The sequence below is a fragment of the Halobacillus sp. 12SKB genome, from assembly GCF_052941655.1.
Genome location: NZ_JBRFWR010000001.1, coordinates 1,276,136 through 1,298,487, shown reverse-complemented (window position 1 = coordinate 1,298,487; position 22,352 = coordinate 1,276,136). Strand labels below are relative to the sequence as shown.

22 protein-coding genes are annotated in these 22,352 nt (G+C 42.0%); 10 read left to right on the top strand and 12 right to left on the bottom strand.

Annotated elements, in window-relative coordinates; translation table 11 throughout:
* The 6 genes from ACQ4XT_RS06430 to ku all read right to left on the bottom strand — a co-directional run bounded on the left by ACQ4XT_RS06430 (position 1) and on the right by ku (position 7,268).
* Positions 1 to 1,626, bottom strand: a complete 1,626-nt coding sequence (locus tag ACQ4XT_RS06430) for a site-specific integrase (RefSeq protein WP_446852942.1) — start codon at positions 1,624 to 1,626, stop codon at positions 1 to 3.
* 8 nt (positions 1,627 to 1,634) lie between these two features.
* Positions 1,635 to 4,241 carry a hypothetical protein gene (locus ACQ4XT_RS06425; RefSeq protein WP_446852941.1) on the bottom strand — a complete coding sequence of 869 codons (2,607 nt, stop codon included), beginning with the start codon at positions 4,239 to 4,241 and terminating at the stop codon, positions 1,635 to 1,637.
* A gap of 13 nt (positions 4,242 to 4,254) precedes the next feature.
* Positions 4,255 to 5,505, bottom strand: coding sequence for a site-specific integrase (locus ACQ4XT_RS06420; protein WP_446852940.1), 1,251 nt, complete (start codon positions 5,503 to 5,505; stop codon positions 4,255 to 4,257).
* Between the two features lie 176 nt (positions 5,506 to 5,681).
* Positions 5,682 to 6,185: a Fic/DOC family protein gene (locus tag ACQ4XT_RS06415; RefSeq protein WP_446852939.1), complete on the bottom strand. Its 504-nt coding sequence runs from the start codon at positions 6,183 to 6,185 to the stop codon at positions 5,682 to 5,684.
* Positions 6,178 to 6,357 (bottom strand): hypothetical protein, encoded by a 180-nt coding sequence (locus ACQ4XT_RS06410; protein WP_089654689.1) that lies wholly within the window; start codon positions 6,355 to 6,357, stop codon positions 6,178 to 6,180. The genes ACQ4XT_RS06415 and ACQ4XT_RS06410 overlap by 8 nt, the downstream gene beginning before the upstream one ends.
* A gap of 74 nt (positions 6,358 to 6,431) precedes the next feature.
* Complete coding sequence (ku, locus tag ACQ4XT_RS06405; protein ID WP_115823132.1) at positions 6,432 to 7,268, bottom strand: non-homologous end joining protein Ku; 837 nt, start codon at positions 7,266 to 7,268, stop codon at positions 6,432 to 6,434.
* 679 nt (positions 7,269 to 7,947) lie between these two features.
* Between ku and ligD the strand changes: the two genes are divergently transcribed.
* Positions 7,948 to 9,705 (top strand): DNA ligase D, encoded by a 1,758-nt coding sequence (gene ligD / locus ACQ4XT_RS06400; RefSeq protein WP_446852938.1) that lies wholly within the window; start codon positions 7,948 to 7,950, stop codon positions 9,703 to 9,705.
* 104 nt (positions 9,706 to 9,809) lie between these two features.
* On the opposite strand, the gene menE is transcribed toward ligD, so the two are convergent.
* The 5 genes from menE to ACQ4XT_RS06375 all read right to left on the bottom strand — a co-directional run bounded on the left by menE (position 9,810) and on the right by ACQ4XT_RS06375 (position 16,318).
* A complete protein-coding gene (gene menE, locus ACQ4XT_RS06395) occupies positions 9,810 to 11,366 on the bottom strand; it encodes an o-succinylbenzoate--CoA ligase (RefSeq protein WP_446852937.1) in 1,557 nt (518 codons plus the stop codon).
* A gap of 176 nt (positions 11,367 to 11,542) precedes the next feature.
* Positions 11,543 to 12,310 (bottom strand): 3-hydroxyacyl-CoA dehydrogenase, encoded by a 768-nt coding sequence (locus tag ACQ4XT_RS06390; protein WP_446852936.1) that lies wholly within the window; start codon positions 12,308 to 12,310, stop codon positions 11,543 to 11,545.
* 2 nt (positions 12,311 to 12,312) lie between these two features.
* Entirely contained in the window at positions 12,313 to 13,455 is a 1,143-nt protein-coding gene (locus ACQ4XT_RS06385) for a thiolase family protein (protein ID WP_446852935.1), read from the bottom strand.
* Between the two features lie 12 nt (positions 13,456 to 13,467).
* Entirely contained in the window at positions 13,468 to 14,616 is a 1,149-nt protein-coding gene (locus tag ACQ4XT_RS06380; protein ID WP_446852934.1) for an acyl-CoA dehydrogenase family protein, read from the bottom strand.
* 961 nt (positions 14,617 to 15,577) lie between these two features.
* On the bottom strand, positions 15,578 to 16,318 hold the full coding sequence (locus ACQ4XT_RS06375; RefSeq protein ID WP_446852933.1) for a Cof-type HAD-IIB family hydrolase: 741 nt from the start codon (positions 16,316 to 16,318) through the stop codon (positions 15,578 to 15,580).
* A 211-nt stretch (positions 16,319 to 16,529) separates the two neighbouring features.
* On the opposite strand from ACQ4XT_RS06375, the gene ACQ4XT_RS06370 reads away from it, so the two are divergent.
* Complete coding sequence (locus ACQ4XT_RS06370) at positions 16,530 to 16,913, top strand: DUF302 domain-containing protein (RefSeq protein WP_446852932.1); 384 nt, start codon at positions 16,530 to 16,532, stop codon at positions 16,911 to 16,913.
* Between the two features lie 85 nt (positions 16,914 to 16,998).
* Here ACQ4XT_RS06370 and ACQ4XT_RS06365 read toward each other — a convergent pair whose 3' ends face one another.
* Positions 16,999 to 17,700 carry a DUF421 domain-containing protein gene (locus ACQ4XT_RS06365; RefSeq protein ID WP_446852931.1) on the bottom strand — a complete coding sequence of 234 codons (702 nt, stop codon included), beginning with the start codon at positions 17,698 to 17,700 and terminating at the stop codon, positions 16,999 to 17,001.
* Positions 17,701 to 17,864: 164 nt separating this feature from the next.
* Between ACQ4XT_RS06365 and ACQ4XT_RS06360 the strand changes: the two genes are divergently transcribed.
* The 8 genes from ACQ4XT_RS06360 (at position 17,865) to ACQ4XT_RS06325 (ending at position 22,268) form a co-directional block, all read left to right on the top strand.
* A complete protein-coding gene (locus tag ACQ4XT_RS06360) occupies positions 17,865 to 18,122 on the top strand; it encodes a metal-sensitive transcriptional regulator (protein ID WP_446852930.1) in 258 nt (85 codons plus the stop codon).
* A 61-nt stretch (positions 18,123 to 18,183) separates the two neighbouring features.
* Complete coding sequence (locus ACQ4XT_RS06355; RefSeq protein WP_146814832.1) at positions 18,184 to 18,663, top strand: DsrE/DsrF/DrsH-like family protein; 480 nt, start codon at positions 18,184 to 18,186, stop codon at positions 18,661 to 18,663.
* Positions 18,664 to 18,679: 16 nt separating this feature from the next.
* Positions 18,680 to 18,976: a rhodanese-like domain-containing protein gene (locus ACQ4XT_RS06350; RefSeq protein WP_446852929.1), complete on the top strand. Its 297-nt coding sequence runs from the start codon at positions 18,680 to 18,682 to the stop codon at positions 18,974 to 18,976.
* 33 nt (positions 18,977 to 19,009) lie between these two features.
* Positions 19,010 to 19,573 carry a sulfurtransferase TusA family protein gene (locus ACQ4XT_RS06345; protein ID WP_446852928.1) on the top strand — a complete coding sequence of 188 codons (564 nt, stop codon included), beginning with the start codon at positions 19,010 to 19,012 and terminating at the stop codon, positions 19,571 to 19,573.
* A gap of 44 nt (positions 19,574 to 19,617) precedes the next feature.
* The gene (locus ACQ4XT_RS06340) at positions 19,618 to 20,748 is read left to right on the top strand and encodes an MBL fold metallo-hydrolase (RefSeq protein WP_446852927.1); all 1,131 of its coding nucleotides are present in this window, start codon (positions 19,618 to 19,620) and stop codon (positions 20,746 to 20,748) included.
* Between the two features lie 69 nt (positions 20,749 to 20,817).
* On the top strand, positions 20,818 to 21,048 hold the full coding sequence (locus tag ACQ4XT_RS06335) for a sulfurtransferase TusA family protein (RefSeq protein ID WP_089654675.1): 231 nt from the start codon (positions 20,818 to 20,820) through the stop codon (positions 21,046 to 21,048).
* 79 nt (positions 21,049 to 21,127) lie between these two features.
* Entirely contained in the window at positions 21,128 to 21,904 is a 777-nt protein-coding gene (locus ACQ4XT_RS06330) for a sulfite exporter TauE/SafE family protein (protein WP_446852926.1), read from the top strand.
* Between the two features lie 178 nt (positions 21,905 to 22,082).
* Positions 22,083 to 22,268, top strand: coding sequence for a hypothetical protein (locus tag ACQ4XT_RS06325; protein ID WP_446852925.1), 186 nt, complete (start codon positions 22,083 to 22,085; stop codon positions 22,266 to 22,268).
* The last annotated feature ends 84 nt before the right edge of the window (positions 22,269 to 22,352 follow it).

The following is a 22,352-nucleotide window of genomic DNA, read 5'->3' as shown; positions in this document are numbered from 1 at the left end:
CTAATCGTCTTCCTCCATTAACCTGGCATCAATTATCGCTTTGTGGTCTAGGTTCTTGAATAGTTGTACAGATAATGACTTACTTTCAACCTCATTTACTTCTTCAATACCTTTCAATTTTTCATAAGTTTCTAAGCTTACTGTAGCCAATAAGTTAAGCGTAGATGTGGCTTGGGCTTCTAGTTCTTTGGAATAACTCTCCAACCACTTAATACCATCTTTCCATTTATCAACGCTGGGTCTAAATGCGTAATACCCGCATAACCTGCAATCCTCTATACAATTTGAGGGGAAATCATGCGTATCCTTGCAGAACCCGTATTCAACTCTACGCCAATTCTCGTCAAAACTTGAATTTGCTTTGGCTTCCCATACTTTTTCTGCCCTCATACCTACAAAACCATTGCTCATTTGGTTACTGATATCACCTTCCAACTTCCTTTGAGCTAACTTATACACAAAAGATGTCGAGTAATGCTTAGCATGATTATAATAATTGCTTGGAGAAGTAATTTCGTCGTGCCCTGCCAAACGGGTTATAGAAAGGATGTTAAAACCCTGTAGAAATAGATTTATGATGGAAAAATGTCTGGTGTCTCCGGCTGTTACGCGTGATAAACCAATCTCCCCATACAATCCCTCTATTACTTCTTCATAAAAAAAACGAATTAAATTATTGAATTTTGTTGTATTGGTCACATTATCATTTACAGTGTAGGATGTCCTGAACCTTTTATTTATCTGATTTAGGGGTGGAATCATAAAGTCAGTCTTAACATTATAATCTCTAAGACGAGAACAATAGTTTTTAATCATATAATATACCTTCTCATCAATAAGAATGGATTGTTCCCAATAAATCTCCTCTGGCGAGGAAGACTTCAACTTAAAGCGTGGTATAGTAATCCAATATGACCCATCGTCTTTTATTTTTATGGAATTCGCCTTAATACGAAGAAACTCAATCACTCGCATCGGTATAACATTGGTAATAGTCCACCACAGGTAAATGGGGTAAAACTTCATATTATCCTCTAAAGAATAGTCACTATAATACTTATCAACGCAATCATCAAAAATCAAGACATCTTCGAAAGGAGGTAACTCACGACTTTGATAAGTTGGGTACTTTAACCCTTCAAAAACCTCTGTTACTGTCTTTTGTATGCTATGAATAGGATGGAACTCAAGGTAATTTACCAGAGTGTAACATGCACGATAACATTCATTGAGGTCCGTGGGGTTATGAAAAAATTCTTTAATCTTTTCTTTATCTTGCAGACCATTGGTGGAGATTATGACATCCTTTAAGCGTTTTAAATCAGATTTAATAGTAAAAGGTCTTTTTCCAGATTTCCTTCTAAGTAAAACGTATGATTTTAGAGAAGGACTAAACGATTTAAATCCTCCTACATCAAAATTAAAGAGGATATCTTTATGTGTAACGGGGCAGGGTAAGTACCAAGTTATTGCACTAAAAGAGTAAGCTTTAACATAACCAGCATCTTTCATCAATTCAAAAAGCTTCTTATATTCTTCAAGGGAGGTTTTGTCCTTATAGGTGAATTTCTCACTTATCTCAACTTTATAGTTTTTATTGCCATTTAAAAAACTTTTTACTTCCAATAAAACACCTACTCCACAAAGAATTTTTTTTGTATACTGTTAACTCCTTTTCTCATTTCACTCTTGGAAAGAAATCCTGAAATTTGCTCTGGATTATATACTTCATATGCCTCGTTAAAAATCGATAAGATAGTCATTAAGATTTTTTTATCCCTGATGAATGTTGTTTCAAACCTAGCTTCTAGCATAGATTTTATAACTCTCCTAAACTCAGTAGCAGCTTCTATCAAGACATAAAATTGAGGAATGAAATATTCGCAACCAAAACAATCTTTACGACCTGGATATTTACAATTGTTATAAACAATACACTGACCGGGGTTAGTCTTCGCTGGCATTTGTTGATTAAATACCTTCCTAACCAACTCTACTAGCTCCTCTTTAGGCATTCTAGAAAATTGAAGTATTAGATGTTCTCTTTTTTTTGCACCACCGTTCATCAACTTTGTCCAACTTTCAAGCTCTTTTGGAGAAATATCCTTTCTAAATGTCTCTATCGTTCTAGTTCTTTCTTCTAAGGACTGAATTCCCTCTGTATCTTCTATAGCAGCGAGAATCATGTAATTGTACAACCAACCAAAATGACCCCTTTGAAATAAATTTGATGAAATACGATTAACAGAACCATCTTTATTCATTAATTTAATATAAACACTTGTTGAACTTTCTTGTTCATGGGAACGAACTACCCTAGCTAAACTAAGAGCCATATCTGCATTATCTGCGTCCTCTTCAGCTATATGGTAGTATAAATAAGTCATTGTGCTCCTATTCATTTTTCTACTTTTAAATTCTTTAAGTTCAGGCTTCCTATCAAAAAAAGACCGGTGTATGTCGCTAACCGTAGCCACGTTCTCTCGCACAACAAAAGTGTACAAAAGAACGTTAGCATTCTTTTTCCTTCTATGAATCTCGGAAATTACTACAGCGTGCGCCACACATTCTACTAGGGTAGGTTCAACTAAAAATGTAAGAAAAGCTCTTGTTTTATTTGTAACTTGAGGGCGTAACTTTACACGGAGTTCATTAATTACCAGCTGACACTGTTCTAAGGTTAATCTGTTACCTTTAAACCATGAATGCTGTTTTATCCCGATTCTTTCTAATGTTACTGAAGGCATTTTCTCGATTATATCTGTATGTCTCCATACATCTGTTAAGTGAAGTAGCACATAAACCCACATATGTGAATAGGAGGCGCTCTTTATCGCTCTAGGAATATGCTCATCTAATTCTCTTGCATACAAATTTATTTCTTGATATATGGATGGGGGGTATGGTTCCAACTCATTATCTTCTTTGTTCGCTTTCCTACTAACTTTAAAACTTTTTTCAAGTTTTATATTTTCCATAGCAAATGCAAACTTCAAGAATGCTGAAAATGTTATTTGCAGGGAATGACTAGCCTTTGTTTTTAATAAAGCAAACTCAATGGCATCCTCTATCCCAACTCCAATATCGACTGAAATCAACAAAATTATCCTTTGATAAACATTGAAGTAACTGGTAGTTAGTGATTTTAATTTATAACCCTTCTGTCTAGTTTTACCTATGATTTCTTCAAAGTACATTACATAGAGTTCGGTGAATCTAGGCAAATGAGGACTTTCCACTTCAGAAATACGCCTTTTAAATTCTTCAAGCATAGAGTCCTTGGAATAATAGTCATCTTGCCTTACCCTAGGCTTGTGTTTTCTTTGTAACCATTCCGTATTATCGATATATTTAGAAACTTTCTCGAATGGAATAACCCACCTATCATTTATTTTTATAGCATCTGGGATTTTACCGTTTTTTATTCTCGTTTTAACAACCTTCCAACTTTGTCCCACTTGGTTACAAAAATCCGAAAGAGTCATAAACTCTTCGCCAAATTCCAATTGCTCTCTTCGGCTCTTTAACACTTTTTCAACATAGTCGCAAGGAATAGTCCAAGTTCCCTTTACTTTATAAGCTTTTTCAATCTTTCCCGTGCTACAATAGGATGCCAATGTTTTAGTTGTTAATTGGAGCTTTTCCCCAGCCTCATGTATGGTTATATAACCGTCTTCTATATCAGGTAAGACTCTTCTTAGCGCCTCTTTTTCTAAGTATGCAATGTCGAAATAGTAAAACTTTTCTTTATTGGAAAGCTTTTTTTCATTGTTGTTAATTATCGCCACTGTCACCCCAAATTCGGAAGAAGCACTGGAACGACTTAAGAAGAGGCCACTATCTATTATTTCTTTCTGTGATAGTAACTTTTTAACCATAACTGATTTTTTAGAGATATAATTATTCGTTGAATTTAGTACAGTTATCTCTTCTGTTTTAATTTTTCTTCTATCTATCAAAGCAAGAACTGTTACTCTATGAACACCGAGTTTATTAGCTAATTGATTAACACTGTAATAGTTATCTGAGATATATTTCAAAGAGTGTACAATTTCATCAACTGTTTTTTTAGGTATAAACCATTTTTTTACTTTCCCTTTAAAAGCAGCTTTATAAGCACCATTAAGTACACCTCTTTGACATAATTGCCTTACAAGACAAACGTTTATGCCAAGTACCTCTGAAACACCGTTGATATCCAAGTCCTTATTGACTGATTTTTCAGATTTTTTTCTGTTCATAAGGTCGCTATCATCAATAATCATTTCTCTCTCGCCTTTCAACTAATCTCGGTAAATAATCGTTGTTCAAGTTGCTGAATGTTTTTTCTATCTTTTCCCTTATTTTCGATGTTTTAGCTATATAAGGAAGTGCAGAATACGTATCTTTATCTCCACGTTTATAGGCAATAAGAAATGGATTATCCGTTCGTTCCGCAACTAAATTGGTAAATGTACCTCTGCCAATATGCGTTGACCAATCTGTCGTTCTAAGATGGTCCGCTAACACTACATCATCTTCGTCTCCATAAGCTTTTAAATAATTACAGAAAGCATTCTTAACTTTATTAAAATATTGACTATAGCTTTTTGCTGTCATCGCTTTCCCTTTTGAATTTACAAATAGTGCGTTACTACTATCTAAAGGCCTATACTTAATTTTGTGGTCTTCAAAAAGTATATTCAACCAATCTTTAACATTAAAAACCTCTTGGGTCCTCTCCCGTTTAACTTCAGAACTTGTATGGTCCTTTATATCTGTTCTAAAATTTCTTGTTTTAATATCAAGAATAAAATCACCGCTTGTTATTCTTCGAACTGCTTGAGTTCTTGAAAGGTTAACAACTTCACCGCTCCTAAGCCCCCCCATAAATTGAATATATATCCCTAAGGTAATTCGAGGTGATACTATAACAGATATTTCTAGCAAAAGAGGGAGGTATTGAATTGGGAATATATGTTCTTTTTTTGTTTTAGCACTCGAAGGATAGACTATGCCTTTAAAAGGTGATAAATAATATTTTTTGCCCCATTGGTTCTCTTTTTTCACAAACTCATTACTTTGAATTTCGGGCAGAAGCCCCTTTGATTCTAGAAATACATAAAAGTTTGTAAGAGTTCTTTCATACAGCCTCACGGTACTATTACTCACCCTCCTTTCTCTTCCTAAATAGTTTAGAAACTCTGTGCCATGAGAAACCTCCAATTGGGAAAAAGAATCTATATTTAAGCGCTTTTTATTTTGCTGAATATAATTTAGGAAACTAACTAAACAATCAGCATATTTTTTCATCGTATTATGTTCATGGGATGAATACCTGCTTAAAAGAAATTGGGATACAGGATGTATCACCTTTACAGTAGCTCCGTTTTCATTGTTTACTTTCCTAACGGATACTAAAGCAAACTTCTTTTCGGCACCATACCACTTAACCCACATTACATCTGTGAAAAATTCGTACTTATGCATAGGCAATAAACTGAAATCCTTATTTCTACAAATCATATTCTTCACTCCGCTTATTGAATGCTATTTTATATCTACAAAGCTTTATTAACTGTTTCAATCTGAACAATCTGCCTAGAATACGTCCAGTCATTAAATGTACCGTTTACTTCATTCCTTATATTTCCATAATATGTTACCTGTCGTATGTGTACAAGCAAAAACACTTCTACAAACTAAAAAAACCCTCTTGTCTCAAGAGGGTTTACAATTTCACTTAGAGTTATTACGTACAAAATATTCATGTACATTCTTACGGTGATAAACGGATGGAGAACATTAATTTCTGACATGTAGTAAACCAATTTCTCTACAACCTGTACCCTGTTCATACTTTTCCAATCTTCTCTCATCAGCTGTTGAAATATAGGCTCAGATGCATCGTGAATAAACCTGGCCTGAGCAAAAGAGAATCCATCCTTCGTGATGTTCTCTGTTCGAATTTCTCCAGCAAACGGGTAAAGATCTGAAAATAGGCGCGCATGGATCTTCTGTAAATGACGCAAGTCGAAATCCCCTTCAATCGGGTTGGATTGAAGCTCGGCAAGCCTTTGAGCTGTAAACATCGTTTCCAAGGCCGTCAATTGTTTCTCATCTTTAATGTCATAATGGTTGATTAAAACATTGGATCCCGGATAACAATACTTCGACTTTTCATTCCCGTACCTAGTGTTAGGCATGACGAGCCAGTTCCAACGCCCGTGTGACGAACTCCTCATGAGAGATCTCCCCTGTCAGGCACTTTTTAACAAGCAATTTCTGCTTCTTGCTCAAGCGGTCTCCCTCGACAGCAAGAGAAGCCAAGGCCGGACGCATAAGTAATTCCACTTCTTCCTCGGAACGTACGGTCATCAAATCCCTCCGAACTTTAATCATACTCTCTATATTATACTACAAATGGAGGTTTTATAGACGATGAAACCCAGTCAGGAAGTCTTTTTCTTGCCAGATGTGGTTGTCTTTTTCTTTGTGGTTTTCTTCTTCTTGGAACCTTTTGTTTTCTCCAACGACTTTTCCAAAGCGTCCATTAAATTCGTCACATTATCCGGCTTTGGTTTGTCTTTGGCTGTCGTGACTTCCTCATTGTTTTTCTTCGCTTCAATCAGCTCCATCAGCGCTGTTCGGTATTCATCTTTATATTTTTCAGGATCGAATTCAGCCGTCAACTGATCGATCAATGTAACAGCCGTACTCAATTCTTTCTTACTTAACTCTGTTTCTTCCGGAACATTCGGTACATCCTGGACAGACCTGACCTCGTCAGGATAATGGATGGTTTCCATGACAAGCGTATTCTCATACACCCGGACAATCGCCAGTTGTTCCTTGGAGCGGATGATGATTTTAGCAATCCCGATCTTCTCCGTATCTCCAAGCGCCTGACGAAGGAGGCTGTATGCTTTTGATCCTCCTTCGCTTGGAGAAATAAAATAACTCCGTTCAAAATATATCGGGTCAATTTCTTCTAATTTCACAAAGTCGATGATCTCCACCGCTTTATCTTCCTGTTCTTTTTTCAGTTGTTCCAAGTCCTCTTTATCTAAAACGACGAACTTATTCTTCGCATATTCATAAGCTTTGACAATCTCTTCACTTTCAATTTCCCGCTCACATACCGGGCAGCGTTTTTCGTATTCAACTGGTGATTTACATTCTTCATGAAGCTGCCGCAGTTTGATGTCCTTATTCTCTGTTGCTGCATGCAGTTTCACCGGAATATTCACAAGTCCGAAGCTGATGGTACCTTTCCACATCGTGTGCATCCCGATCACTCCTTTTTCCTATAGGTTTCACGAGATCCACGAAAAATATGTTTCTCCTCTATGGATAAACTACATAAAAAAGCCTAACCTATTCAACTAAATGGCAGCATAGTTGAAGACTCAGTTTCGAGACTTTTATTGAGTGGATGGGGGCTGCGGGGAATGACTCGCTTTCCGCGGGAGCGCGATGAGCCTCCTCAGGCTTACGCCTTGCGGGGTCTCACCTAGCACTCTTTTCCCGCAGGAGTCTCGCCATTCCCCTCCGCCCCTTTACCATATCAGTATCTCGAAACCACTGCTTGAAAAATCAGCTTATAGGATTGAAGAGAGTGAATAACATAAACCTTTCCACGGAACGTAAAAACTTGATACAGAGAGCTTTATACTTCTAACAGTGGCATAGTGGAAGACAATTTCAACTTGGTAAAGGGGTTCGTTTCTCATCTATATTGAATGGGTTGGTTGGGAAGCTGCGAGACTCCCGTGGGAGAAGGAGATAGGCGAGATCCCGCAGGACGCAGTCCGAGGAAGCTCGGCACTCCCCCACAGGAAAGGGAGTAGCTTCCCAACCAACCCTCACTCCCATTATGGCAAACGAAGCCCGAAAACATCTCGAAACTGATTCTACATGTATAGGGAGCTTTTGTGGAAGAAAGCTGAATAGAAAGGAGATGAGGAAATGAAGCCGATGCTTTTGACAGGGGCCACGGAACTCCCAGAGGGGGATGAGTGGGTATATGAAGTGAAGTATGATGGTTTCAGGGCTATTCTCGAAGCAAGCGTAGAAGGGGTCAAGCTTTGGAGCCGGAACGGAAAAGATATGAGTGAACGTTTTCCTGAAATTGTCCAGGTGGATATTCCTAAAAGCCTCCTTCCTTTTACACTTGATGGCGAACTGGTCTTGTTGAACACTCCCTATCAGGCAAACTTTGAAGCTTTACAAACAAGAGGAAGAATGCGAAGTAAAGAAAAAATACTAGCTTCTTCTAAACGCAGGCCCGCTACCTTCATGGCTTTTGACAAAATAGAAATAGGTGCTATTCCTCTATTAAAAAGAAAAGAAAACATGAACAAGCTTATCGGAAAGCTCAGGCACCCCCAAATTAAATGTATGGATGTATATGAGGAAATAGAGGACATCCTAACCATCGCTGAGCTGCACTTAGCTGAAGGGATCATTGCAAAAATGAAAAACAGCAAGTATCAGCCTGGTGACCGCGTAAGACAGTGGTTGAAATGGAAACAATGGAGGACAGTCTCCGGCTTTTTACAGACGTACGACTCTGAGAATGGATACTACGATATAGGATTATATAAAGACGACAGCCCTCTCCCTCTCGGAAAGTTTAAACATGGACTGACAAATGAAGAGAGTGAGACACTCCGTACTTTTTTCAAAGAACATGGAAGAAAGAAAAAAGACACATGGCATTTAGACCCCGGCGCGTGTGTAGATGTTCATTGTCTAAATGCAGAGGAAGGGGAACTTCGTGAACCCCTCTTTCACCAATTCCGGTTTGACCTTACTCCTGATGACTGCACAGAACCTAAGAAACAGTGGGATCTTTCTTTGTTTCCTGCTGATTTTGAACCGACCAATGTGGATAAACCTTTATGGAAGGGTATTTCTAAACAGGATTTTCTCATTTACATCCGTCAATTAGCACCTCACATGATCCCTTTTCTAGAGGAAAAGAAGTTAACACTGATCCGTTATCCTGATGGAATTTACGAAGAATCCTTTTATCAAAAACACTTCCCGGACCATGCCCCCGACTTTCTAAAAATGTGGATGGAGGATGGAGAGCCGTTTATTATCTGCGACCAACTTCACTCTCTTCTTTGGCTTGCCAACCAGGGCGCATTGGAATACCATGTCCCTTTTGAAAAGGCAGGTGGTCAAAAACCTGATGAGATTGTTTTGGATTTGGATCCAAAAGACCGGGGTCACTTTACTAAGGCAATTACAGCTGCCCGTTTATTAAAGCACCTCCTTGACGAACTTGAAGTCAAAAGCTTTGTCAAAACATCAGGAAATAAAGGCATGCAGATCCACATCCCTATCCGCGAGGGGGATTTAAGCTATGATGAGACGAGGAAAATCACAGAAACGTTAGCTACACTCCTCGTTAATGAAGAACCTGAACTCTTTACGATAGAACGATTGAAGAAAAAGCGGGGAGATCGTATGTATATTGACTATGTTCAACATGCAGAAGGCAAAACAATTATTGCCCCGTATTCAACAAGAGCGACAGAAGCGGCAACCGTCGCTACACCGCTTTATTGGGAAGAGGTGAAGGAAGATTTACGCCCGGAGTCGTTTACCATTCATACTGTACCTGACCGAATCGCTGAATATGGGTGCCCTTTTTTTATGTATGAAGAGGCCAGAGATGAGCAGCCCATTCAAAAATTGAGACAATTGCTTCAATAACTTGTCGAATATTGCCCGGGAAATTGAAGAAATATTTTATTAAATAGCCAGTTAAATGCATATAAAAGGCTGCCGGTCGTCACCAGCAGCCTTTTATAATATTTTTATTCTGATAATGTTTTACTTCGCTCACGCAGTTTGAACTTTTGTAATTTCCCGCTAGCGTTACGCGGAAGTTCATCTACAAATTCATAACGTCTCGGCCGTTTGTAGCGGGCAAGCCTGTTCCCTGAAGTACAGAACTCATCCAGTTCTTGTTCGGTGACGTCACTGTCCTTTTTGACAATGTAGGCGACCACTCTTTCTCCCCACAAGTCATCCGGCTCACCAACGACGGCTGCATCCATGACTGCAGGATGATCGAACAAAGCATCTTCTACTTCTCTTGAATAGATATTTTCACCGCCTGATATGATCATGTCTTTCACACGGTCACTGACCCAGAGGTATCCATCTTCATCGAACGATCCAATGTCACCTGTATGATACCAACCTTTGTACATGGCTTCTTCTGTCGCTTCCGGCCTATTGTAATATCCCTTCATCATGCTGGGCCCCCGCACGATGATTTCCCCGAGTTCGTGAGGTTTACATATCTCTTCAGGCTCTGCAGGTCCGTGCTCGTTCGTTCTTACCACTCGCACTTCATGGTTCAGCAACGCTCTTCCTGCCGACCCTGCTTTCGTGACCTGTTCTTCTTCTGTAAGTGCGGTAATTGCCGGTCCCATCTCCGTCATACCATAGGCCTGTAAAAGCTGCACACCTAAGGATTCATGCAGCTTCATCGTCAAAGCAGGGGCCATTGGTGCTCCTCCATAGAGACCTTGCCTCAACGTCTGGAAATCCTCTTTTGTGAATTCTTCTTGCAGCATCATGTTCCACATCGTTGGAGCTGCAAAGAAGGACGTAACCTGCTCCTCCCTGACCGTTCTGATCACTTGAGGTGCATCGAAGTGGTGAAGCAGAACGTTTGTCGCTCCAATCATCACTCTCGGGAAGAACGCACAATGCAGCTCTGCACAATGGAAAATCGGCGCGACAGTCAATCCACGGTCATCTTCGGTCAGTCTCAAACAAGCGGTCATGATGAGCGCTTGATCGACCATATCTCTATGCGTATGGATGACCCCTTTCGGAAGCCCCGTCGTTCCGGAAGTGTACATGATGGCATAAGGGTCGTTCTCGTCCAGTTCACACACTGGCCGTTCGGTCGTCACTCCATCGATTCGTTCATAATAGTTCATCGCATAAGGCAGATTTTCTTCGTCGATAGACCAGAACTCAATACTTGGCATCTCTTTTGCAACTGGAGCGATTTGAGCAGCCGTCGCTTTTTCAAACACAACCACCTTTGGATCAGCGTCTTTCAAAATGAACTCGATTTCCTTTTCCATAAGACGGAAGTTCACCGGATTAAATACCGCTCCAATCTTCATGCAGGCAAACAGCACCGTCGCATATTCAGCTGTGTTAAAAAGGACCGTCGATACTTTATCCCCTTTTTCCACCCCTGAGGCCTTCAGCGCATTCGCAGTGCGGTTGACTTCCTGGTCCCATTCTCCGTATGTCCAGCGTGTACCAAGACGTAGATCCACCAATCCTTCCTTATCTGCGTACTTCGCCACCGTATGCTCAAACATACTCTTAAGTGTTGGTCCCATTCCTCATCGACTCCTTTTGATTTTTAATAAAATCCTATTTGCCAACGTGCTCGATCCACCATGAGCTTCCTGAACGATCAAATATTGGAGTGCTTCAGCAAGATTTTTCTGTGTGAAAAATAAAGCGTACTTTCCTCACCTTCTAAGTACGGGAATCATACCTGCCTGGGCAACATTTACTTGGGTTGTAATCGAATCGCTCCGTCTAGACGGATCACCTCCCCATTAAGCATCGGATTATCTAAAATGCTTAAAGCTAATTTCGCATACTCATAAGGCTTTCCTAATCGAGAGGGGAACGGTGTAGCTTTACCAAGGGCACTCCGCGCTTCTTCTGGGAGCTGTTCAAACATTGGAGTTTCAAACAACCCTGGTGCAATAGCCATTACACGGATGCCGTGACGGGCAAGTTCCCTTGAGAGCGGCATCGTCATCGCGGCGACGCCACCTTTAGACGCACTATAAGCCGCCTGACCGATTTGACCTTCATAAGCCGCAATCGAAGCTGTGTTAATGATGACTCCCCGCTCCCCATATTCATTTGGCTCATTTTGCTGCATTTTTTCAGCAGCCAGTCGGATGACATTGAATGTACCAATCAGGTTCACTTCAATGATTTTAGAAAAAGACTCCAGGCGGTGCGGCCCATTTCTTCCAACTACTTTTTCACCTGTTACGATGCCAGCGCAGTTGATGACGGTGTTTACCTGACCAAAGGTTTCGGCAGCCGTTTGGAGCATGTGTTCAATTTCATCAGCGGAAGTAACATCCACTTTGGCAAAGAGCACAGAAGAGCCTAATTCTTCTGCAAGCGCCTCGCCTTTGTCTGTATTTTGATCTGCAATCACCACTCTTCCGCCATTTCTTGCAATCTTCCTTACCGTCGCTTCTCCGAGGCCTGATGCCCCGCCTGTCACAATGGCTATCACATCTTTAGCATCCATCTCTATCCCTCCAGCCTTTCAATGACCGTGCCGTTCGCCATTCCGTGCCCTTCACAGATAGCAAGCAGCCCGTACTTACCTGCTGTTCTTTCTAATTCATGAACGAGGGTGGTCATCAGCTTAGCTCCGGTAGCACCTAACGGGTGACCAAGCGCAATGGCTCCACCATTCACATTCAGCTTTTCATGTGCCACACCCGTCTCTTTCATCCAAAACAATGGCACAGGGGCAAAGGCTTCATTCACTTCAAAAAGATCGATATCTTCAAGGCTCAGTCCGGCTTTTTGTAGAGCTTTATATGTAGCAGGAACCGGACCTGTCAGCATCAATGTCGGGTCGGAACCGACGACAGCTCTGGAGACAATACGAAAACGAGGCTTCAATCCCAGTTCTTCTGCTTTCTTCCGTGACATTAAAAGCAATGCTGCAGCTCCATCACTAATTTGACTCGCATTTCCTGCGGTGATTTTGCCGTTTTCCTGAAAAACGGTTTTCAGAGTGGCGAGGGTTTCAACAGACGTGCCTGCTCTTGGACCTTCATCTGTTTTTATCACATTGGAATCACCTGCGGTCACAGGCATGATTTCTTTTTCAAACCTGCCTTCATCGATCGCCATTAGCGCCCTTCGATGACTTTCCGCTGCATAAGCATCGAGCTCTTCCTTACTCAACTGCCACTTGTCTGCAATTCTTTCTGCTGAATGGCCTTGATTAATCATCTCGTACTTTGACGTCAACCGTTCGTTAAAAGATGCCCCCTGCATGTTTGAGAACATCGGCACTCGTGACATGCTTTCCACGCCGCCTGCAATGACGACATCCATGTCCCCACACGCAATCGCTTGTGAAGCGAAATGGATCGCCTGTTGACTCGACCCACATTGCCGGTCGAGTGTTACTCCAGGGACTTCCATCGGGAAACCAGCAGTCAAGGCAGCAATCCTAGCAATATCCCCTGCCTGCTCCCCCACCTGACTCACACAACCAGCTATGACATCTTCCACCTCTATAGGGTCAAGAGAAGCGCGTTCGACCAGTTCCTTTAGTACATCTGCGAAGAGAATATCCGGCCTGATCTCACTGAGCCCCCCATTCCTTTTACCCACAGGGGTTCTTACCGATTCTACGATGACGACTTCATTCATATCTTTTTCCTCCTATACTAAGCCCATCTTTTTGGCAATGATTGTTTTCATAATTTCATTAGACCCCGCATAGATCGCAGTGACTGGTGCATCACGGAACCTTCTTGCAATTTCATACTCTTCCATATATCCATATCCACCGTGAAGGTGCATACATTCCATCGCTACCTTTTTCACCAGGTCGGTCGTCCACCACTTGGACATCGACACTTCTTTCACAACGTCCTCACCATTCATGTGAGCCTCAATCGTACGGTCCAGGAATGTCCTCCCGATTTCCACTTCCGTTTGTAGTTCCGCGAGTTTGAATTGAGTATTTTGAAAAGAAGCAATCGACTTTCCAAAAGCTTTGCGCTCCTTTACATAAGCAATCGTCAACTCAAGCATCCGTTCACATGCTGCAATGGCACCAATACCTACGATTAAGCGCTCCTGTTGCAGCTGGTTCATTAAATAATAAAAACCTTCGCCCTTTTTACCAAGAAGATTAGCCTTGGAGATGGCTGCATCTTCAAAGATCAGCTCTGAAGTGTCCTGACTGTTCAGGCCGATCTTGTTAAGCTTCCTCCCTCGGGAAAAACCGGAAGTGTCTCTCTCAACGACCATCAGACTGATCCCCTTATACGCTGGAGATGCATGGGGATCCGTTTTACAAACCACCACTACCAAATCCGCGTGAATTCCATTGGTAATGAACGTTTTTTCCCCATTCAATGTAAATCCTTGATCACCTTCTATAGCTGTCGTCTTTATTGAAGCAAGGTCAGATCCTGCTCCCGGTTCTGTCATCGCGATTGCGGTAATACATTCTCCTGTTGTACATTTTGGCAGCCATTTTTTCTTCTGATCTTCTGTTCCATAAGCTTCCAAATAAGGAACGACTATATCGTTGTGTAAACCAACTCCAATCAATCCCGTCCCTACTTTTTCCATCTCTTCGTTGATGACTACTGAATAGCCGAAGTCTGCTCCAAAACCGCCATATTCCTCGTCGAGCCATGGACATAGATATCCCTGTTCTCCAAGCTTTCTCCAGAAATCCCTGGGAACTTCCCCTGCCTTTTCCCAATCACCGTAATAGGGATACGCTTCTTTTTCTAAAAACTTCCGTAAAGACTGACGGAGTATTTCATGTTCTTCTGTTATGTATGATGCCTTCATAATCTTCCTCCCTGAACATTCTTCGCTATTGGATGTAATTCTCTCTTTATTCCTCTCTTTCCTGCCACAAACAGAAAACGCTTACATTTTTATGTATTTAGAAGCATTTCGACATAGTCCATGACTATAACCATCCATCACAGCACGAAAAGTGGATATTAAACTAAATGGCAGGTTTCTTGAAGACTCAGTCTCGAGACTTTTATTGAGTGGATGGGGCTGCGGGGAATAGCTCGCTTTCCGCGGGAGCGCGGTGAGCCTCCTCAGGCTGACGCCTTGCGGGGTCTCACCTAGCACTCTTTTCCCGCAGGAGTCTCGCCATTCCCCTCCGCCCCTTTTACAAGTAAGATTCTCGAAACCACTACTTAAAAAATCACTTGTATGGTTATGAGTAGTGAATGATATAAACTCTATCCCATTGACGTTTAGGATACGCGAATGCTTGATACAATACACTATATGCCCGCCAGGGGGAGAAGAATTGGAACCTTACTTATGAATACATGTGTTCTAATCATCCACTTCCTTCAACCATACAAGCTGTCCCTTTTAGAAGTGGTTTCGAGACACTTATAAAGTAAAGGGGCGGAGGGAAACGGTGAGACTCCTACCTTAAGTGTGGAGGCGCCTCGATCAGCGGCGTATGGACTGGACTGAGCTGACGGAGATAAAGGAAACACGGAGAGCGTAGCGATTCGATGTTGACTTATCGTACAGAAGCGAGGGAAGTCTCACTAGCCGCTAGGCGCCGGAACCGGATAACCAAAAGGACGTGTGGGACAGGTGAGACCCCGGAAGGCGTAGCCTGAGGAGGCTCACCGCCCGCCCCATGGAAAGCGAACCTTTTCCCGGAGCCCCCAGAACCACACAAACATCTCGAAACTGAGTCTTCAAGAAAAGGGAGCTTTAATGGAACAGTAGATAAAAAAGAACCAGCCCGGTTTGGACTGGTTCTTTTAAATTAGTCTATGACTTTTTCAATGGCAAAGGCAACGCCATCTTCTTTGTTAGAAGCTGTCACAAAGTCCGCTTCTTTTTTCACCGGTTCCTGGGCGTTCCCCATCGCGACGCCGAAACCGGCTTCACGAATCATCGCAATATCGTTCATGCTGTCGCCAACCGCCATCACCTGATCCATACCTAAATCAAGCCACTGGCAGACTTTCATGAGAGCCGCTGCTTTATTTACACCTACAGGATTGATTTCAATGTTTGTCGGACTGGAGTTGGTTACTTCCAGGTTTTGATTCGCATTGACTTCATCGAGAATGACCTTCCTTACTTCATCATCTTGAATATCAAAGCCGAACTTCAACCAATCATAATCTACAATCTCTTGGTCAATTGGATTTTGGCTGTTATACAAGCCTTGCACAGTTGAGGACCAAAAATAGAGGCCATGCTCTTTCTTCAATTCCCATAGACGCTCCACATGTTGATGTTCGAGCTTATTTCGCTCGACGAGGTTAAACTCGTGATCATAAATCTCTCCACCATTGATCGTAACGATATAGGAAGAGCGGCCGAGGTCATCAGCAATGTTCCGGCATCGGGATAAAGATCTCCCTGTACTTAATACAACGTGGATGCCTTTTTCCTTTGCTTTTTTTATAGCTTCTTTATTCGCCTCGGAAACTACTCCTTCATGATTGACGGTGGTACCATCTAAGTCCAGAGCAATCAATTTGATGTCTTTTGTCATGTGATTCACGTCCTCTCTCTAATGTACCCATTTTAATATAAGGAACTTCCATACACAATTCAAAAGACTACCTGTAGAGGCTCGAGTAGTTTTACATTCCAAAACCTGTTCCCCCCCTTCCTCATAAAGGGAAAGAGCCCTTCGATCAGATGATTATTTTCATACCTTAATGGGTATGGATAAGAAGAACTTATATTCAAGGAGGTATTTCATGTTTCACTATACGGTAGAAACGGACAAAGGTATGGATGAAGCGATCGAAAGTCTTGAGGCTAATTTGAAAGAAGCAAAGTTTGGCGTGTTATGGAACTTTGACATCAAAGATAAGCTTCATGAAAAAGGACTGGAATTTGAAAAAGAATTTAAAGTCCTGGAAGTCTGTAACCCTAAAGAGGCGCAGCGCGTGTTAAATGAAAACATCATGGCTGGATATTTCCTTCCTTGTAAGATGGTTGTCTATGAAGATGGAAGCAAAACGAAAATCGGTATGCCAAAACCCACCTCTCTTACTCAAATGGTAGAAGATAATAATATCCAGGAGATGGCAAGCGACATTGAAGACCGTTTGAAAAAATGTATGGATCAAAGCGTTTAATCGTATAAAAGAGCTGCTAACTTTAGCGGCTCTTTTTTTAATTTAATTAACATCGATACCGTTTAACTGTCTTACCCAAAATCTATCAATGTTCAATGGGAGGTAAAGGCTCTGTTTGTTTGCCCTTTAATGTAAAATGTAATTCACCCTGGCTCGTAAGCGCACCATAAAAGACATCTGAAACGTCGTGGGTGCCAAGGTTCGTACGTAACCACTCCATATCCCGCCCTGCGCGAGTTAAAAGATCTGGTTGCAGTTGACCGTCCATAATCAGGGGGATGTCATAACCCCCACCCCTATATGGAATCTTCATATCTTCGCGGGTCACGGCCTCGTGCGCGTTCTTCAGTTTAACGGATAGTTGGCCATTTGGTTCAATGATTCCAAGTTCGACACTACTCAGCTCAAATACCTTCTGTTCTCTGAGCATGTGTGTAATATTATCCAGAGAATAATGGATACGGGAGATGTTCTCTTCTACCATTCTCCCCTGAAATACAACGATGGTCGGCTCAAACGTGAGAATTTTTCCGATCTTCCTGTTCCGCAACTTCAGCCATACGATAAATTTTTGTAAAAGCGCAATGGCTATAATCGCCGTCACAGTATGTATATGATCAATTTTGGGATCGGCAATGTCTGCACCTACGACGGAACCCAGTACAAGCACTACTAAAAAATCGAAGACAGGTAGTTCTCCAATCGACCTTTTCCCCATAAATAACCCTACCCCTAGAAGTAATGGCAAGATGGTCAATATCCTTCCAATCACTTTAAGTGTATCCATCCATATATCCATGTGCGTCACCTCTGCCTTAGCTTTACACGGGGTAGGACCCCTTATCCAAAAAAATACGTGCCGGGGTGTTGACATTATACCTAATGGGGTATATTATTAGTCATGTACTGTTCAACAGCGACAGAAAAAACTTCACAAGGGAGGTCAATTCGATGGAATACAATGACGCGATGAAGAACAGAGTGAAACGTCTAGAGGGTCAGTTGCGAGGCGTTTTAAAAATGATGGAAGAAAATAAAGACTGCAAAGATGTCATTACGCAGCTTTCCGCTTCCAGAAGTGCGATTGACCGTGCGATCGGGCTCGTGGTAAGCTCCAACCTTGTGGAGTGCATCCAGGACGCTGATGATAAAGAAAATAAAGAAGCTTCAATCAATGAAGCTGTTCAGTTGCTTGTTAAAAGCAGATAAATTTTTTTACCACAAAATATACCCATACACGTATATCTATATATTATTAGGAGGATGAAAAATGTCTGAAACAAAAAAGACGAATATTATTTTATTCAGCGGGGATTATGATAAAGCAATGGCTGCTTACATCATAGCTAACGGAGCAGCCGCTTACGATCACGAAGTAACGATTTTCCACACATTTTGGGGACTGAATGCCCTTCGCAAGGATGAAAACATCCAAGTGAAGAAAGGCTTCATGGAAAAAATGTTCGGTAAAATGATGCCGCGTGGAGCAGATAAGATGGGCATATCAAAAATGAACTTCGCAGGATTTGGTCCTAAGATGATCAAAGACGTCATGAAAAAACACAATGCGATGCCATTGCCGGATCTTATTGATATGGCTCAAGAGCAGGAAATCAACTTGGTCGCATGTACAATGACGATGGACCTACTAGGATTGCAAAAAGAAGAATTGCTTGATGACATTCAATACGCAGGCGTTGCTGCTTACCTTGCAGATGCAGAAGACGGCAATGTTAACCTGTTTATCTAATTAGGAGGTATCATTTATGAAAACAATGACTGCTAAAGAAGTAGAACAAAACCTATCTGAAGGTAAAGAACTAAACATTATCGATGTCCGTGAAGACGAGGAAGTCGCTGAAGGAATGATCCCTGGTGCGAAACACATCGCTCTAGGGACTGTGGAAGAGCGCGCAGATGAATTGGATAAGGATAAATCTTATATCATGGTTTGTCGTTCCGGTGGCCGCAGTGGCCGTGCATCACAAATTCTTGAAGATAAAGGATTCGATGTGACGAACATGGAAGGCGGCATGATGAGCTGGGAAGGTCCAACGAAATAAATCCCCCTATAAGGGTAGAGGAGGAATGTAAGAATGGAACTGAAAACAGATCTTACGTTAGATGCCAAAGGATTAGCATGTCCTATGCCAATTGTGAAGACAAAGAAATCAATGAAGGACATTGAAGCTGGGCAGGTCCTTGAAATTCAAGCGACAGATAAAGGATCTAAAGCAGACCTTGAAGCATGGGCAAAAAGTGCAGGTCATCAGTACTTGGGTACGATCGAAGAGGGAGACGTACTCAAGCACTATGTCCGCAAATCAAGCGGTGAAGAAGAACAAGAGAAAAAGCACCCCAATGTCGTGAACAATGAAGAATTGGATGCTCTTCGTAAAAACGAAGATGTCCTAGTATTAGACGTGCGTGAGTCTGCTGAATATGCCTTTGAGCATATCCCTGAAGCAGCGTCCATTCCGCTCGGTGAACTTGACGCGCGTGTAGATGAAGTGGATCGCACGAAAAACGTTTATATCGTCTGCCGTACTGGAAGCAGAAGTGATCTTGCTGCACAGAAACTGACAGAAAAAGGTTTTGAGAATGTTTACAATGTTGTTCCAGGCATGAGTGGCTGGAATGGCGAAACGACGAAGCTTTAATTCTATATTTTTTTATTAAAATTAATACCCTAGGAGGTAATAAGATGACTGTTAAAAACATGACGGTAAAAGAAATTACTAATAAAGTGTTGAATAATGAAGAGCTATTCCTTCTTGATGTACGAACAGAAGATGCCTATCAGGATTGGAAAATCGAAGGCGAAAACTTTTCTTACTTGAACGTTCCTTATTTCGATCTCCTTGATGGTGTCGAAGAGATTGCAGATCAGCTGCCAAAAGATAAAGAGATTGCTGTCGTTTGTGCTAAAGGCGGCTCTTCTCAAATGGTTGCTGAAATGCTTGTGGAAGAAGGGTTCGAAAATGTCTACTCCGTAGAAGGCGGAATGAAAGCCTGGAGTGAGCATCTGGAGCCTGTCAAAGTCAATGACCTGAAAGATGGCGGCGAGCTTTATCAGTTCGTACGTATCGGAAAAGGCTGCCTTTCCTACATGGTCGTATCTAACGGAGAAGCAGCGATCATCGACTCTACAAGAATGACAGATGTGTATGTTGATTTCGCTAAAGAACTTGGTGTGAAAATCACGAACGTCTTTGATACGCACCTGCACGCCGATCACATTTCCGGTGGACGCAAAATCGCTGAGCAAACCGGTGCGACGTACTGGCTGCCTCCAGAAGATGCTGGTGAAGTGACATTCGATTACCAACCACTTCGTGATGGAGACCATGTCACGGTAGGAAATACGAACATCGATATTCATGCGTTGTATTCTCCTGGCCATACGAAAGGATCGACTTCTTTCGTCGTGGATGATCAATACTTGATGACAGGCGACATCCTGTTCATCGACTCTATCGGACGTCCAGACCTTGCTGGTAAGGCCGATGACTGGGTGATGGATTTGAGAGAAACCCTTTATACCCGATATAAAGAGCTTTCTGACGAGCTGATCGTCCTTCCTGCTCACTTCATGATCATGGATGAGTTGAACGAAGACGGTACCGTCGCTGAAAAACTAGGTACACTTTTTGAAAAGAACCACGGCTTGAACATCGATGATCAAGAGGAGTTCAGAAAAATGGTGACAGAGAACCTGCCGCCTCAACCGAACGCTTATCAGGAGATCCGTGAAACAAACATGGGTAAAATCAGCCCGGACAATGAAGAACAGCGTGAAATGGAAATCGGCCCGAACCGTTGTGCTGTAAGATAAAAACTTATGAGCCTGGGAATCCAGGCTCACCCTTAATCAATCAATATAAACATTTGGAGGTATTCAATTATGAACGTAACAAAAACACTTGATGCAACAGGACTAGCTTGCCCAATGCCAATCGTGAAAACAAAGAAAGCTATGAAAGACATCGAAGCGGGAGAAGTTCTTGAAATCCACGCAACAGACCAAGGCGCAAAAGCCGACTTGACTGCATGGGCGAAGTCCGGTGGTCACGAACTTCTACAAACAGAAGAAGACAACGGGGTATTCAAGTTCTGGATTAAAAAGGGAGAATAATCGGGTATTACCTGATTGCCCCATTATGGAATAAAGGGAACCTGCAACGGTTCCCTTTTTTATAGGAGGTAGACAGACTATGGAATTCGGATTAATCATCACGATCTTTCTTATCGGCTTCATAGGATCTTATATATCCGGAATGCTCGGCATCGGGGGTTCCATCATCAAATATCCAATGCTGCTTTATATACCGCCGCTTGTTGGTTTTACAGCCTTCACCGCCCATGAAGTATCCGGCATCAGTGCCGTGCAGGTCTTCTTCGCGACCATCGGTGGTGTTTGGGCCTACCGTAAAGGTGGTTTCCTGAACAAAGAGCTCATTTTATATATGGGTGTCAGTATTTTGATCGGTAGCTTCATAGGTGGTTATGGATCAAGGTTCATGGCTGAAGACGGCATCAACATTGTTTACGGGGTTCTTGCGTTAATTGCGACGGTGATGATGTTCGTACCGAAAAAAGGTATTGATGACAAGCCATTAGATGAGGTCACCTTTAACAAGCCTCTAGCTGCCATTCTCGCACTCATCGTAGGAGTCGGGGCAGGCATTGTCGGTGCAGCAGGAGCTTTCTTGTTAGTACCAATCATGCTTGTCGTGCTTAAGATTCCGACACGGATGACCATTGCCTCTTCTCTTGCTATTACGTTGATTTCATCCATCGGAGCAACAGTCGGAAAAGTGACCACAGGTCAAGTCGAATACTTTCCGGCAGCCATCATGGTTGTGGCAAGCTTAATAGCTGCACCACTTGGAGCGATGGCTGGTAAAAAAGTAAACACCAAGATTCTACAGACCGTCCTAGCCCTATTGATCTTAGGGACAACAATCAAAGTCTGGATGGATATCTTTTAATACTGGCATACCAAAAGAGCAGAACACTAGGAAGTGTCTGCTCTTTCTCTATACTGAATTCCGGACACTTCCCATCACCAAACACTCTCCAAACTTTATTTTTTCAATGTCTAATTTTACATAAAATGGATTAATTAACAGAGGAGGGGGTACAGAATAAAGAGATAGGAGGGAAAAGATGAGCTCAAGATGGAAGGTATTCATCTTCATCATGGCCGGGTTGATTTTAGTTGGTTTTTTCATTTATGACTTCATATCAGGGGATATTGGCTACAGAACGGGGAAATTAGCCGTGGTCATCTTCTTTGTCATTTACATTCTCTACACGGTTTTCTCTAAGAATAAAAAAAGTGAGCTGGATTAAATTAGCAGGACCTTTTAGGGTCCACTGTCCTCCATGATAGGTATCACCACATAGAAAACCCTCTCTCCTTTAAATATGGAGAGA